General features: G+C 61.2%; 12 protein-coding genes. 5 read left to right on the plus strand and 7 right to left on the minus strand.

Annotation, left to right across the window (positions count from 1 at the left end; all coding sequences use genetic code 11):
• The first annotated feature begins 141 nt into the window (after window positions 1-141).
• The 4 genes from C7411_RS33480 to C7411_RS33495 are packed head-to-tail and all read left to right on the plus strand — an operon-like array spanning window position 142 to window position 4,874.
• Window positions 142-987, plus strand: a complete 846-nt coding sequence (locus tag C7411_RS33480) for a glycosyltransferase family 2 protein (RefSeq protein WP_110388394.1) — start codon at window positions 142-144, stop codon at window positions 985-987.
• Window positions 984-1,940 (plus strand): NAD-dependent epimerase/dehydratase family protein, encoded by a 957-nt coding sequence (locus C7411_RS33485; protein ID WP_110388395.1) that lies wholly within the window; start codon window positions 984-986, stop codon window positions 1,938-1,940. Before C7411_RS33480 ends, C7411_RS33485 begins: the two co-directional genes overlap by 4 nt.
• A gap of 26 nt (window positions 1,941-1,966) precedes the next feature.
• Window positions 1,967-3,004, plus strand: a complete 1,038-nt coding sequence (locus C7411_RS33490; RefSeq protein WP_110388396.1) for an MraY family glycosyltransferase — start codon at window positions 1,967-1,969, stop codon at window positions 3,002-3,004.
• Complete coding sequence (locus C7411_RS33495) at window positions 2,991-4,874, plus strand: polysaccharide biosynthesis protein (RefSeq protein WP_110388438.1); 1,884 nt, start codon at window positions 2,991-2,993, stop codon at window positions 4,872-4,874. The genes C7411_RS33490 and C7411_RS33495 overlap by 14 nt, the downstream gene beginning before the upstream one ends.
• A gap of 48 nt (window positions 4,875-4,922) precedes the next feature.
• Here C7411_RS33495 and cysC (C7411_RS33500) read toward each other — a convergent pair whose 3' ends face one another.
• The 7 genes from cysC (C7411_RS33500) to C7411_RS33530 all read right to left on the minus strand — a co-directional run bounded on the left by cysC (C7411_RS33500) (window position 4,923) and on the right by C7411_RS33530 (window position 13,786).
• Window positions 4,923-5,528 (minus strand): adenylyl-sulfate kinase, encoded by a 606-nt coding sequence (cysC, locus tag C7411_RS33500; protein WP_110388397.1) that lies wholly within the window; start codon window positions 5,526-5,528, stop codon window positions 4,923-4,925.
• A gap of 146 nt (window positions 5,529-5,674) precedes the next feature.
• Window positions 5,675-6,706: a UDP-glucose 4-epimerase GalE gene (gene galE / locus C7411_RS33505; protein ID WP_110388398.1), complete on the minus strand. Its 1,032-nt coding sequence runs from the start codon at window positions 6,704-6,706 to the stop codon at window positions 5,675-5,677.
• Between the two features lie 31 nt (window positions 6,707-6,737).
• Window positions 6,738-7,892, minus strand: a complete 1,155-nt coding sequence (locus tag C7411_RS33510) for a glycosyltransferase family 4 protein (protein WP_110388439.1) — start codon at window positions 7,890-7,892, stop codon at window positions 6,738-6,740.
• 191 nt (window positions 7,893-8,083) lie between these two features.
• Entirely contained in the window at window positions 8,084-8,686 is a 603-nt protein-coding gene (gene cysC, locus C7411_RS33515) for an adenylyl-sulfate kinase (protein ID WP_110388399.1), read from the minus strand.
• Between the two features lie 304 nt (window positions 8,687-8,990).
• Window positions 8,991-10,418: a mannose-1-phosphate guanylyltransferase/mannose-6-phosphate isomerase gene (locus C7411_RS33520; RefSeq protein ID WP_110388400.1), complete on the minus strand. Its 1,428-nt coding sequence runs from the start codon at window positions 10,416-10,418 to the stop codon at window positions 8,991-8,993.
• A 199-nt stretch (window positions 10,419-10,617) separates the two neighbouring features.
• Window positions 10,618-12,633 (minus strand): capsular polysaccharide export protein, LipB/KpsS family, encoded by a 2,016-nt coding sequence (locus C7411_RS33525; protein WP_110388401.1) that lies wholly within the window; start codon window positions 12,631-12,633, stop codon window positions 10,618-10,620.
• A 1-nt stretch (window position 12,634) separates the two neighbouring features.
• Entirely contained in the window at window positions 12,635-13,786 is a 1,152-nt protein-coding gene (locus C7411_RS33530; RefSeq protein WP_110388402.1) for a glycosyltransferase family 4 protein, read from the minus strand.
• Window positions 13,787-13,956: 170 nt separating this feature from the next.
• On the opposite strand from C7411_RS33530, the gene C7411_RS33535 reads away from it, so the two are divergent.
• Window positions 13,957-15,138 carry a polysaccharide biosynthesis/export family protein gene (locus C7411_RS33535; protein WP_110388403.1) on the plus strand — a complete coding sequence of 394 codons (1,182 nt, stop codon included), beginning with the start codon at window positions 13,957-13,959 and terminating at the stop codon, window positions 15,136-15,138.
• Window positions 15,139-15,162 lie beyond the last annotated feature (24 nt).

The raw sequence follows: 15,162 nt of genomic DNA on the forward strand, positions 1-15,162 counted from the left end.
TATTCGCTGCGCACCGCCTTATCTGCGTAACAAATAGAAAAGTTGGTTGCCGAAGACGGTCATTTTCAGCAAACTAGGTGGTTTCAATCGACCCCGTTTAATCGTACGGCATCCAATGATGCCGAATCGTCGCGTTTCCAGATGACAGTGAGTGCGGTATCCAGCATGGATCACGGCGTGGTGTCCGTATCGGTGGTCGTCTTTCATCCAGACCAGCAACTGCTTGCCCGGACGTTTGCCAGCCTTGCGCAGGCCGGCGCTGCGTTGGCGCACTCAGCGCCTGGAATGTCGATTCATCTGTATCTCGTGGACAACGGCGGCATGCCCGAGATGCGGGCCAGCCTTGCCGCGTTGTCGCAAGCAGGCATCGCCTGCACGGTGCTCGCCGGACACGGGAACGTCGGCTACGGGCGTGGCCACAATCTGGCGATCGAGCGGGCATCGAGCCGTTACCACCTCGTACTGAATCCTGACGTAGACATCGACTCTAGCGCGTTAGCCGAGGCGGTGACCTTTCTTGAGGCGCACCCCGAAGCAGGCCTGCTCACGCCGGCCATTGTCGACGATGCCGGCCAGCTTCAATATCTTTGCCGGCAGTATCCGACCCTCATTGATCTGTTCGTACGCGGCTTCCTGCCCCGCGCCGCACGCCGGCCTTTCGAGGCACGTCTCGCCCGCTACGAGATGCGCGCGCAGATCAACGAGCGTGACACGATCTGGGATCCACCGATCGTGAGCGGCTGCTTCATGTTGTTTCGTACGAGCGTGCTAAAAACACTTGCGGGCTTCGACGCACGCTATTTCCTCTACTTCGAGGACTACGATCTCAGCCTGCGCGCGCATGATGTCGCACGCGTCGTCTATGCACCGTCGGTACGGGTGCTGCACCACGGCGGCGGTGCGTCGCGCAAGGGGTTGGCGCACATCCGGATGTTCCTCGCGTCGGCGTTCAAGTTTTATAACCGGTTCGGGTGGAAATGGCTTTGAGCCGCGTATTGGTAACCGGTGCGAATGGTTTCGTAGGAAGAGCGCTGTGCGCGGCGCTCTGCCGGCATGGCCACGAAGTGACCGCGCTGCTGCGGCGCGGCCACGTCGGCGGGGATGTTGTACGTGAATGGCATCACGAGGCGGCGGATTTCGTGGGACTTCAGGAGGCGTGGCCGAACGATTTGTCCCCCGATTGCGTTGTGCATCTGGCTGCGCGCGTCCACGTGATGCGTGATGACGCTCCCGACCCAGTGGCAGCGTTCCGTGCGACGAACGTCGAGGGCACGCTGCGCGTGGCCCGTGCGGCGCAGGCCCGCGGGGCCCGGCGCATGGTATTCGTGAGCAGCATCAAGGCGGTGGCGGAAGTGGATGGCGGCGTTCCGCTGGCGGAATCCGTGCCGCCCATGCCGCTCGACCCGTACGGACTTTCGAAGCGGGCGGCGGAGGAGGCGCTCTGGCGTTTGGGCGAAGAAACAGGATTGGAAGTCGTGGTTGTTCGGCCCCCGCTGGTTTATGGTCCCGGAGTCGGAGCCAATTTTTTGCAGATGATGGACGCGCTTTGGCGCGGCGTGCCGTTGCCGCTTGGGTCGGTGAATGCGCGGCGCAGTCTCGTGTACACCGAGAATCTGGCCGATGCGCTCATGCATTGCGTGACGGACCCGCGAGCCGCCAACGCCTGCTTTCACGTGGCAGACGCCGAAGACCTTTCTGTTGCCCAGTTGCTGCGCGGTCTCGGCCGCCACCTTTCGAAGCCCGCGCGCCTGATTCCTGTTCCGACGGGGCTGCTGCGCGCCGCCGGCGTACTGAGCGGCCGCTCAGCCCAGCTGGAGCGTCTGACGTCCAGCCTGCAAGTCGACACGTCGCTGATTCACGCGCGGCTCGGCTGGCAGCCGCCGTTTGCGGTGGAGGAGGGGCTGGAAGCGACCGCACGTTGGTATCGTGCGACGCACTGAATTCGTGGAGACCGTACACGTTGATCATGCATTTGCCGTTTTCGTCACCGTTGAGCGCCGTGTGGATCGCCTTGGCTAGCGGTGTGCTGTGCGCGGCCATACTGGCGTTTCTGCTGAAGAGCGGGCTCGCATGGCGGCTTGCCACGGATATCCCAAACGAGCGCTCGCTTCATTTGCGGCCGACACCGCGTGTCGGAGGCTGGGGCCTGGTGCCGGTCGCGATATTGGCTATTTTGCTTCTGGCGCCTTCACTATGGCTGATCGCGCTTGGCGTGGCATTTCTCGCCGCCGTTTCCCAGATCGACGACCGTTGCGGACTTCCTGCGCGCGTGCGCTTTGCCGCGCATTTCCTTGCCGTCCTGGCGCTGATCGCTGTATATCCGGCTCCAGTTCCGTGGTGGTGCCTCATAGGCCTGGCGTTTTTGATGCTGTGGCTGGTCAACTTGTACAATTTCATGGACGGTGCCGACGGTCTCGCCGGCGGTATGGCGCTGTTCGGTTTCGGAGCCTATGCGGCCGCGGCGCTTTTTGGGCCGGCGCCGATGCCGGAACTCGGCTGGGTCTGCGCGGCGATTGCTGGAGCGGCGGCGGGGTTTCTGCTCTTCAATTTCCATCCGGCAAAACTATTTCTGGGCGATGCCGGCTCGATTCCAGCCGGCTTTCTCGCTGGCGCGCTAGGCTATTGGGGCTGGCGTGGCGGCACCTGGCCGATCTGGTTTCCGGCACTGGTGTTCTCGCCGTTCATCGCGGACGCATCGGTCACGCTGATCCGCCGGCTGTTGCGCGGCGAGAAGTTTTGGCAAGCACACCGCGAACATTACTATCAGCGCATGGTGCGCTTCGGGACCGGTCACGCATCGACGGCCTTGGTGTGGTATCTGGTAATGTTTATCGGCACGGCACTTGCTCTTTGGGCTCTGAATCGCCCAGTACCTCTGCAGTGGGGGATCGTTGCAGCTTGGGCTGCCGTACTCGTCGTGATTGGTGCGGCAATTGACGCGCGCTGGCGCAGTTTTCAGACCGTAAGCAGAAAACCAGAGGTTGACGCTGATGCTTCGCAATAAAGCCTCCTGGCTCTCGTTCAGCGCCTTTCTGTTCGATATTGGCGCGGTGGCCGCCGCTTGGCTGACGGCCTATCTCCTGCGCTTTAACGCGACCGTTCCGCCCGAATTCTGGCACGGGGCCATGAGCACGCTGACCTGGGTGCTGCCCGTCTATGCGGTAATGTTCCGCATTTTCGGCCTGTATCGCGGCATGTGGGTCTTTGCGAGCCTGCCGGATCTCATGCGTATCTCGAAGGCGATCATGTCGGCCGCGTTGGTCGTCATGATCGGCTCGGTAATGGTGCAGCCCACACCGATCATTCCGCGCTCCGTGCTGATCGTTTCACCGCTTCTTGTGTTCTTCGTGATGGGCGGTTCGCGCGCGCTCTATCGTGCGACCAAAGAGTTTTATCTGTATGGTGCGCTCGTCGCGCAGGGTAAGCCCGTGATCGTCATTGGAGCGGGTGGTGCGGGTGCGAGCCTCGCACGTGAGCTCTCACGCTCTGCGGAGTGGCGCCTCGTTGGCCTGCTCGACGACGATCCCGCGAAGCAGCGGCGCGAGATCTATGGGTACAAGGTGCTCGGGCCGATCGATGAAATCACGCATTGGGCGCAAACGTTACGCTGCGAATTCGCCATCATCGCCATTCCGTCGGCGTCGGCCGATGTGCAGCGGCGCGTCGCCACCCAGTGTGTTCGCGCGGGAGTAAAGGCACTGGTGCTGCCTTCGCTCAACGATCTCCTGCCAGGCCAGGGTTTTCTTTCGCAGGTGCGCAGCATTGACCTCGAAGATCTGTTGGGGCGCGATGCGGTCAACATTGACACGCCGCACGTCGAGGCACTGCTGAGTGGCCGGGTGGTTATGGTTACGGGCGCGGGCGGCTCGATTGGCTCCGAACTGTGTCGGCAGATTTTGCGTTTCGCGCCCGCGCAACTTGTCGCGCTCGATGTGTCCGAATACGCGATGTACCGGCTCACCGAGGAAATCCGTGAACGCTTTCCCGAGCTTTCCGTGGTGCCGATCGTCGGCGACGCGAAGGATGCGCTATTGCTTGACCAGGTTATGGCGCGCTACGCGCCTCACATCGTCTTCCACGCGGCTGCGTACAAGCACGTGCCGTTGATGGAGGAACTGAATGCATGGCAGGCGATCCGCAACAATGTGCTGGGCACGTACCGCGTGGCGCGTGCGGCGATCAAACATCAGGTCAGGCATTTCGTTCTCATCTCCACCGACAAGGCGGTCAATCCGACCAACGTGATGGGCGCAAGCAAGCGCCTTGCGGAGATGGCCTGCCAGGCGTTGCAGCAGACCAGCGAGCGCACTCAGTTCGAGACCGTGAGGTTTGGCAATGTGCTGGGCAGTGCGGGTAGTGTTATCCCCAAGTTCCAGCAGCAGATCGCGAAAGGTGGCCCGGTGACGGTCACGCATCCGGAAGTTACGCGTTTCTTCATGACGATACCGGAGGCCTCGCAGCTCGTGCTTCAGGCCTCAAGCATGGGGCGGGGCGGCGAGATTTTCATTCTCGACATGGGCGAGCCGGTCAAGATCGTCAATCTGGCGCGCGACCTGATCCGTCTCTACGGATACACGGAAGAACAGATTCGCGTGGTCTTCACAGGGCTGCGGCCCGGTGAAAAGCTCTACGAAGAACTGCTCGCCGATGACGAAACCACGACGCGTACGCCACACGCGAAGCTGCGCACGGCGAAGGCGCGCGAAGTGCCTGACAATCTGCTGGACGAATTGCTGCCGTGGCTCATGCAACACCGCGTGCCCGGCGACGACGAAGTGCGGCGCGATCTGCGTCGCTGGGTGCCCGAATACCAGCCGGCGAGCAAGCCAACATTGCAGAGCGTGGCCGGGACTTCGGTGCGTTCTGCAGGGTAGGTGTTCGATGTCGAGCGCGCTCGCAAGCCTGTCTTCAATCGACAGGGCTCAGCGCTGAGTCGCGTGCTGTTGTGCAAGCGAAGCGTTGAGTTCTGGATTGAGACGACGCACGCGCGCCAGATAGTCCACAATCTGGTCGACGCAATGCTCAACGCTGTTACCGTGCGTGCGCAAGGTCAGATCAGGGTTGAGCGGCGGATGATAGGGCGAGCCGATACCGGTGAATTGCGAGAGTTCTCCGCGCCGTGCGCGACGATACAACCCCTTCGGGTCGCGTTCCTCACATAGGGCGAGCGGCGTATCGACAAAAACCTCGACAAAATTTTCATCGCCCACGATGCGCCTCGCATTGGCGCGATGCTCGGGCTCAGGCGAAATGGTTGCTGTTACGGCAACGAAGCCTTCCATGCAAAAAAGCGCCGCGACGTGAGCTACGCGACGCAAATTTTCTGTCCGCTCTACCTCACTAAATCCGAGATCTGAATTGAGCCCGGTGCGAAGGACATCGCCATCGAGGACTATCGCCTGCTGTGCAAACGTTTGCAATCTGGTTACAAGAGCGCGTGCGATCGTTGTCTTGCCAGCACCTGACATGCCGGTGAGCCAAATGACGATGCCAACCGATTTTTCTTGTTCCACAGCTTGGAGCCCCATTAGACGCACGTATGTCTGAAGGGCTATTCTAGCCGCGATGTTTCTGCTGTAACGTCGATGTAATAAACCGCAACAAATTCGCAAGTTCGTAACTATGCGTTTCTGTGCGATAGCCTCGGGACGCGGAGCGGCTCCGTTTTCACCAGTTATTCGAACCCGCGGGGATTATTTTCTTGCCAGCGCCAGTGGTCCTCGCACATCCGTTCGATACCGAACTGCGCCTTCCACCCCAGTACTGCTTCTGCCGCCTGCGGATTCGCGAAGCACTCGGCAATGTCGCCAGGACGCCGCGCGACGATTTCATAGGGTACCGGACGGCCCGAAGCGTGCTCGAATGCCTTCACCACTTCCAGCACACTGTAGCCGCGCCCCGTGCCGAGATTCACGATCAGGCCTTGGCCACGCGAGGCAAGCGCATCGAGCGCCTTGAGATGGCCCTTCGCGAGATCGACCACGTGAATATAGTCGCGCACGCCCGTGCCGTCCGGCGTCGGGTAGTCGCCGCCGAACACGCGCAGTTTTTCAAGCTTACCCACCGCCACTTGCGCGACATAAGGCATGAGGTTGTTCGGGATGCCGGCCGGATCCTCACCGATCAGCCCGCTTTCATGCGCGCCGACCGGATTGAAATAGCGCAGTACGGCGATGCGCCACGACGGGTCCGAAATTTCCACGTCGCGCAGGATCTGCTCCGCAATGAGCTTCGACTGGCCGTAGGGGTTGGTGGCCGAGAGTGGAAACGATTCGTCGATCGGCGAGCGCTCGGGTACGCCGTAAACCGTTGCCGACGAACTGAACACGAACTGCCTCACGTCATGCTGGCGCATCGCGTCGAGTACGACGAGCAGGCCGTCCACATTGTTGCGGTAGTACTCAATCGGCTTCGCCACCGACTCGCCCACGGCCTTGAGCGCTGCGAAATGGATCACGCCGGTGATGCGGTGCGCTTCGAAGATGCGCGAAAGAGCTGCAACATCGCGCACGTCCGCCTCGTAGAAGGCGACCGGCTTGCCGGTGATTTTCTCAACACGCTTGAGCGATTCGCTGCGGCTGTTGACGAGATTGTCGACGGCGACCACGTCATAGCCACCATTGAGCAGTTCGACACAGGTGTGCGAGCCGATATACCCCGCGCCGCCGGTGACGAGGATAGTGCCCTTTGAGTTCGTCGCAGTCATGCCGTCTTCGTTCCGTGTGATTCAGATTCGATCAAAATGTCGACCCGGTAATTTCCCGGATCAGTTCCCGATAGCGTTGTACCACAACGCGCTCGTCGAATTCTTTCTCGATTTTTTTCCTGCCGCGCTCGGCCATGGCGGCGCGCACTGCCAGATCGAGATCCAGCATGCGCGCGAGGCTGGCGGCGAGCGAGTCGGCGTCGCGCGCTTCGCAGAGCAGGCCGTTCACCCCATCGGCGACAACTTCGCGGCAACCGGGCACATTGGTGGCCACGATCGGGCGTCCCATCGCACTCGCCTCCATCAGCGTGCGCGGCACGCCTTCACGGTATGAGGGCAGTACGATGCAATCGGCATCAGTGATATAGGGACGCACGTCTGCCGTTTCGCCGAGATATTCGATGATGCCTTCACGCTCCCACGCCGCCACTTCGTCGCGCGAGATGGCGCTCGGGTTGTCCACGCCGACTGGGCCGAGCAGCTGAAAGCGGGCATGTGGATAGCGCGCGCGTAGTTGGCGGGCTGCCTCGACATATTCTCCGACTCCCTTGTCCCAAAGTAGCCGGCCAATCAGAACAAAGGCAAACTCCGCGCGAGCGGGTAGCGGCGTGAATGGGAAGTCCTCGAGATCGACGCCTTCGCCATGCAGGAGTCGAGCACGTTCTGGATGCGCCAGCAGGTTTTGGTCCTTGAAGGCCGCTTCATCGTCGCGATTGAGGAACCAGACTTCGCGGGGAAAGCGGAAGGCGAAGCGGTAGAGGCGCTTGGCAACCCGCGCGGCGCGGCTCTTCTGGATAAAGACGTAACCGAGGCCGGTTGTGACCGCAACCGAAGGAACGCGCGCAAGCCACGCCGCGACCGAGCCGTAGATATTCGGCTTGATCGTGTAATGGAACACGACATCGGGCTTGAGTGCGCGATAGTGCTTGAAGAGCACGAGCAGTGTGCGCAAGTCGTCGAGTGGATTCGTGCCCTTCGAGGCGACATGCAGATCGATGCAGTTGCAGCCCATCGCCGTGAGCGGCTCGAACGTGCGGTCGCGCGGTGCGATCACTGTGACTTGCGCTCCGGCAGCGTTAAGCGCGCGCAGGAAGCCCTGGCGATAGGAGTAGATCGCCCACGCCGTGTTGCATACCAGGGCGACGTGGAGGCGTCGGGTGCGAGCAGCTTGCCGGGTGCTATTGATGGCGCGGGAATTCACGAGCGGAATGATCTGAGTGCATGACGGAATGCGTGCGGTGCGCGCGAGGCGCGCCAGCGTGACGTACCCGCGCAGAAAGCAGCATTCTAGCCGACACCCCTCCCGCAAGACCGATCAGATGCGATGTGACGCAAGCCGGTCTTCGTGGAACGTGGCCCCGCGACTGACGATGCGCTTCAGGCTGAGCCGAGCGGGAGTTTCTGGAGGATCGCGTCGATGCAGGCCCGCTTGCTCATCAAAGCCGTTTGCACGTGCACGTCGACACTCGACGGCGGCTCATAAACGGAACCGATGCCGGTGAATTGACGGATCGTGCCTTGGCGTGCGAGCGCGTAGAGCCCCTTGACATCACGGGCTTCCGCGACCTCGATCGGGGCGTCGACGAAAACTTCAAAGAATTCGTTCTCTCCGAAGAGCGCGCGTGCAGACTCACGTGCGGAGCGAATCGGCGAGATGGTTGCGACGATCACTACGAGGCCAGCATTGAACATCAGCTTCGCAGCCTCGGCCGCTCGCCGGATATTCTCGCAGCGGTCGGCATCCGAGAAGCCGAGATCCTTGTTTAGCCCGAGGCGGAGACTGTCGCCATCGAGAAGTGCTGTGTGCATGCCTCGCGCATGCAAGTGCTGCTCGAGCATATTGGCGAGCGTGGATTTGCCGGCGCCCGAAATGCCTGTCAACCAGACAACAAATGCGCGTTGCCCCTTTATGCGCGCACGGTCCGATGGCTGGATGCTCGTCGGGCTTTCAACGACGATTTGATCTGGCTCTCGCTTCATTGTGGTCTTCTGGCTTTGCTTTTCGCGCGTTGGCGCTCGAAGTGCCTGCTATTCATTTGCGCCGGCGACGCGCGATTCGATAGCAACGAAGCTGACGCATTCCCCATTACACATGGAATGCTTGTTCCGGAAGGAATTTTAGGGTGATTTGTAAGCTTATGTAAATTATCTTTTAATGATTTTGTTACACAAAATTACGTGTATTGGCAATGCAAACGTTTGCGCCAGTGGCGCTGTTTTCTGCATGAATTCTGTCACGTGAAGCTTTCCCGGAAGGGGGCGCTCGGGCTGCGCCCCGCGGAAGTTACGAATTTGTGCGGCCGTAGCTGTCTTCGAAGCGCACGATGTCGTCTTCGCCGAGATAGGTTCCCGACTGCACTTCAATGAGTTCGAGTGGAATCTTGCCCGGATTCTTGAGGCGATGCTTTTCGCCCAGCGGAATATAGGTGGACTGGTTTTCGCCAAGCAGGATTTCCTCGTCGCCATTGGTGACGAGCGCGGTACCCTTCACGACGATCCAGTGCTCGGCGCGGTGGTGGTGCATCTGCAAGCTCAGTTGCGCGCCAGGGTTGACGACGATGCGCTTCACCTGGAACCGCGCGCCGTCATCGACACGTTCGTAGGAGCCCCACGGCCGCACGACGCGAGGGTGCGTGATCGACTCGCTGCGCTTTGCCTTTGTCAAATGTTCGACGATTTTACGCACATCCTGTGTGCTATCGCGATGGGCCACGAGCACTGCGTCGGCGGTTTCGACGACGACGAGATTGTCCACGCCGACTGCGGCAACCATGCGGTGCTCGGCGCGTACGTAACTGTTCGCGACATCAGTAAGGATGACGTCGCCGAGCGCCGAGTTGCCAGCGTCGTCGGTTTGTGCAATTTCGGCGAGTGCGGACCACGAGCCGATATCGCTCCAGCCCAGATCGTTTGCACCGATCACGGCGGCGCGGTCGGTTTTTTCCATCACCGCATAGTCGACCGAGATATTCGGGCAAGCCGCGAACGCCGCTTCGTCGAGACGCAGGAAATCGTGATCGGCGCGCGCGAGCTTCAGCGATTGCTCGGCGGGTTCGGCAACATTCGGCTGCAACCGGCGCAATTCCTCCAGGAAGGTGGAAGCCTTCAGCATGAACATGCCACTGTTCCAGTGATAACCGCCATCGGTAAGGAACATCTGCGCGGTCCGCGTATCGGGCTTTTCTACAAAGGCCTCGACGCGCCAGGCCGGTGTGCCGTAACCGAGCGATGTGCCGTGGCGGATGTAGCCGTAACCGGTATGCGGCTCGGTCGGTTCGATGCCGAACGTGACGAGATATTGGTCGCTCGCAGCACGCGCGGCCGCCTGTACGGCTTGCGCAAAGGCCGTGTCGTTGCGGATCGCGTGATCGGACGGCAACACTAGCAAAAGTGCGTCTGGCGAATGTTTGATTGCGATCAGCGCCGCCACGGCGATGGCTGGCGCGGTATTGCGACCGACCGGTTCGAGCACGATGGCTGCGGGCGCTACGTCAACCTCGCGCAATTGCTCGGCAATCAGAAAGCGCTGATCGTTGTTCGCGATGACGATTGGCGCAGCCACGTGGTCGATTTCGCGCACGCGTAGCGCGGTTTGTTGGACGAGCGTGTGTTCGCCGGAAAGGCGCAGGAACTGTTTGGGATAACCGCCGCGCGAGAGGGGCCACAGGCGTGTCCCGCTTCCGCCGCAAAGAATTACCGGATGGATAGTCATTGTCGATTGGATCGCGGAGTGCGGCCTACGCAGTGGCGCCGCGGATATTCGTTCGCGGCGCGACGGATGGCGCTGCCGTCGGCACGAATCGATGTGATAGATAGCCTTTTTTGCGCACGCCCCAGAGCTCCCCGTACCCAGCGTCCGGCGTGTCGACAAGCATTCTATCCGAACGGTTCGTGCCGCAATATACGGTGATCTAACTGTTGTGTCTTTGCCTGGCGCGCCAGATCCAGTGCGCGAGCACGTTGCGGGACCAGCGTTTCGCCTTGAGCCAGACGCGCAAACGATCGCCTTGAACGCGCCGTAACGGGCGCGCCGCGCCAGGCGCGAGCCGGGCGGCGACGGCTTCCGGCGTCGTAAAGAGACCGAGATGCCAATCCCAGTAAAGCGGATAGCGCAACAGGGCGCCTGCCGTGAGCATATCCAGCGTGAGCGTGCGCTCGCGCCAGGGTAGCGGGGCGAGCGCGTCGTGCGTCAGGCCCCAGCCGGCGTAGAAAGGCATTCCGTAGGTGTGCACCTCCTTGCCGCGCAGCAGTGCATCGAAACCGGCTAGCGAGGAGAGCGTGTGCACCTCGTCGCTCACTTCGATCAGGGAGAGCACATCGGCTTCGGTATCGACGACGTCGGCGAGTCGATGTGCATCGATCAAGCCATTGCGGTTGCCCGACATCACGTCCGGATGCGGCTTGTAGACGATGAAGGCGTCCGGGCGGCGGCTGCGGACTTCTTTGAGGAGTACATCGGCGGTCGAAATGGCGCGTGTGCCAAGGCGGATCGAGGCATCGTCGGCGACCTGGCCGGGCACTAGAACGACACGCTTGGCCGCCGGCGCGCGCCACTGCGGGCTGCGCCGGCCGAGGTTGTACTTCGTGAGCCCGCCGTTCACGATTTGCGCGCGCAGGCGCGCGGCGCGTTCGAGTTCGTCCGCCGTGAACGAGGTTTCGTTCAGGAGCACCGAGAGATCGCTCGGACGGCTCGCGTCGAAATACAGTCCACGCGTATCGACCACCTGGCTATGCGGCGCATTCATGTCGGAGCCGAGGCCGAGCGAATGCAGGAAGCCATCCTCGATGCGGATGTGGCGCACGCCATCGGCGAGACCTTCGGCGCTGCGGGCGCCCCACAGCGCTGCGCACTCGTGCGGCGCGACTTCGGCTGTCGAGCCCGCCCAACGCAGCGCGTGGCCGCTCGCGCCCAGATACGGCGTGGCGAACGGACGCTTCCACCATTGGAAGCGCACGCCCGCCACATTGCCAAGTGCGTCGAAACGCGCGGCGACCTGGCGTTGCAGTTCGAGGCTGTCGAGCAGGGCGTCGAGCGAGCCTGGCGCGTGCGTGGCCGGATCTAGATAGCGGCCGAAGCGCAGAAAGACGATGTCGAATAGTGCCGCTAGCGTCGGGCGAGATTTTCGAGCTGTCTGTTTTTTTGCGTCTTGCGTAAGACCCCAACCCGCATACCACGGGGCGCCGAAGACATGTAGTGGCACGTTGACCAGCAGGGCGTGCAGGCCTTCGGGCGCGGCCAGGGTATAGACGCGGGTAACTTGATCGATTGCCGCGCAGGCTGTGCTCTCAACATCGGCGATGGAGAAGCCTTGCCGCAAAGAACGACTCGCTTCCGAGAGCCAACGCCCGCGTCCGTTTGCGCCCGACCGGACGACATAGAACTGCGCCTGTGGGTACGCACCCCGCGCCGCCGACACCATGCGTGCGAATGCGGCACTTCGTGCGCGCGCGGTGCGGCTGTCATGGGAGCTAGACGCGCGTTCGTCAATGAATAGGACGCGCTCGCCAGCCGTTGCTCGAGCCTGCTGTAATGAGCCGGGCGGCGTGCGTTGGGCGTGATCAAGCGCACGCACGACGCGAACGCGAGCCATGAGTCGTGCGACATCCGGTGACGAGCCTGCATCGGGATGGCGTGCGAGTGCGTCGTCAATGGCGCGGGCGAACGTGGCAGGCGATGCGGCGGTATCCGGCACGCTAAACCAGGCGAGGGGTACAGCGTGACGATCCTCGCGCGCCCACAGCGGGCTCTGCCATGCCACGTCGCAATGCAGTCCTGTCAGGCGCGCAAACGCCAGAGCGATCCGGCCAGCGATGCTGTCACACCAGACCATGCCGGATCGCCCCGCAAGCCAGTTCAGCGTGCGAACACCGCGTTTGAGCGCGACGGCGGGCAACGCAGCTGCGGACGAGGGCGTAGGGCGATTCATGCTAGTTCAGCGAGGCAAGGAAATGGTCGACGGCCTCGAAGTGATCGGACCAACTAGGTGCACGAAAGCGTTCAATACGCGCGAGTTGCCTCATGCGCGCGCTGCTGGTGAGCGCTGCGTAGGCTTCCACGTTTGCCATCCAGCCCGGGCCATCGAGCGGATCGAGATAGTCAGGGATATCGTTGGCGATCTCACGAAACACGCCGAGGTCGCTGGCAATCACCGGTACGCCAAGCGCCAGCGCTTCGACGAGCGGCATCCCGTAGCCCTCAACGAAAGACGGAAACAGCAACGCCTGTGCGTGCTGTATCCACGTGCGCAACTCTTCATCGGAGCAGCCATGCAGTTCGATGACGGTGTCCTGAAGTTGGGTGCAGCGATCAAGCATGTCGACGGCGTTCTCGCATTCCCAACCGCGGCGGCCGATTACGACGAGCTTCGGCGTTGCCACGCCGTGGTGTTCTACGAGTCGTCGCCAGACTTGGAGCAGGAACCAGTGGTTCTTACGCGGTTCGATGGTGCCGAGCACGACGAAGTACGGTTGCGCGATTGGCGCGGGGTGCGGCGTGCGTGCGGTGATTGCCGGAGCGAGGCGGGCGACGACGTTGGCCGGTAAGGGCAGGTTGGCTTGGGAGGCCTCGGCGGCGAGCACGTCCAGCGTGTCCTGCGAGTTTGCGATCAGGCCGTCGGCATGGGCGAGCGCTGTGTGGATGCGTTTGCGGTGCGCGGCGTCGACGCCGGGGCGGCAGAATTCGGCATGGGTGAGGGGAATGAGGTCATGCACCATAAAAACGGAGCGCAGACCGCGTTTATCCATCGCGTTGTAATAACGCTGAAACTCCATTCCATTATGGCTGGTATGGAGTAGCACACCTTTGTCCCTATTTTCCGGACGAAGCCGGTTAATGCAGGCGCGCGCAACGAGTTTGCGAATTGCACAACGATTGCGCTCTCCTGAAAGAATCATGGCAAAAGCGGACTGCGACTCAATTTTCGATAAAACCGTCGAAAATCCGCGCTCGCTCAGCACTGCGCAAGCGTTTGCGCCGTAACGCTCTATATAGGCGAGACCGACTCGATCTACGCCAGTGGGAAGCAGGCCGTCGTAAAGTCGCGTCACTAAGCGGGTGACATCCAGAAGAATTCTTGACACGTGAGCGCGATTTGGTATTGGTCAACGGGAGTTGCTGGCTACTGACACCCTGCGCAACACCCTTTCTAATTCTCCCATTCTATTTCATTGCCTAACGTGAGACAATTCGCGCGGACCATAAGTAACGTATTCTTCCAAGACTCTAAGAAATTCTTCCAAGACTCCAAGAAATGTCGCGTTTGTCGAGAAGTACGTTTGGTATTGCGTTTGCCTGGGTGGCCGCGATATTTGCCGGTTGCTCCTGGGTGCCGAATTCGGGCCCAAGCACTGCGCAGATTGAGCGGGCCAGCTCTCCATCCAGTTCCGAATCCAGTCTGGCAGCGGGCATTCAGATCGTCGACCTGAATGACGATGTCGCTCGCAAGCTATACGCAGAGCGAAGCAGTTCGGACTTTTTTACTACGCTCGGCGGTGGAGCTTTGTTCCAGCAGCAATTGGGCGTGGGAGACACGATCGAGATTTCGATTTGGGAAGCGCCGCCCGCGACGCTCTTCGGCGCGGCGTCGATGGACGCAAAGACCGGGCCGAGCGGGTCACATGAAACGGTCTTGCCTGCTCAGGCAATCGACGGTGACGGCAATGTCAGCGTCCCCTTTGTCGGTGCCGTGAAGGCTGCCGGCCGCACGCCGTCCCAGCTTCAGCGCGACATTGAGCAGCGCCTTAGGGGCATGGCGCATGATCCGCAGGTGCTCGTGAAGCTGTCCACCAACGCGACGTCATATGTCACCGTCGTCGGCGATGTGACCAACAGCAATCGTATGCCGTTGAGCGCGCGCGGCGAGCGCGTGCTCGATGCTCTTGCCAATTCGGGCGGTGTGCGCCAGCCCGTTGATAAGGTCACGATCCAGCTCACGCGCGGTGACAAGGTCGCTTCTATGCCGCTGTCCACGGTAATTCGAGATCCTCGGCAGAACGTTCAGTTGCGCGCCGGCGATATCGTGACCGCCTTGTTCCAGCCATATAGCTTCACGGCGCTTGGCGCGACGGGCAAGAACGAAGAAATCAATTTCGAGGCGCAGGGCATTACGCTCGCACAAGCTTTGGCGCGCGCTGGGGGGCTGGAAGACTCGCGTTCGGATGCACGCGGCGTGTTCATCTTCCGTTTCGAAGATGCCAACGCGTTGAGATGGCCCACCACCCCAGTGCGCACGACGGCGGAAGGAAAAGTTCCGGTTATCTATCGCGTGAATCTGCGTGATCCCGGTGCATTGTTCGTGACGCAAAGTTTCATAATGGACAACAAGGACATGCTGTATGTCTCGAACGCCCCGGTAAGCGAAATCCAGAAGGTACTGAATTTGGTGTTCTCTGTCGTATATCCGGTGGTCAGTGGTGTACAGACGTTCAAATAATTTCACGCGTCGTCCGTGGCTTCC

Source organism: Paraburkholderia silvatlantica (genome assembly GCF_003096715.1).
GTDB lineage: Bacteria > Pseudomonadota > Gammaproteobacteria > Burkholderiales > Burkholderiaceae > Paraburkholderia > Paraburkholderia silvatlantica.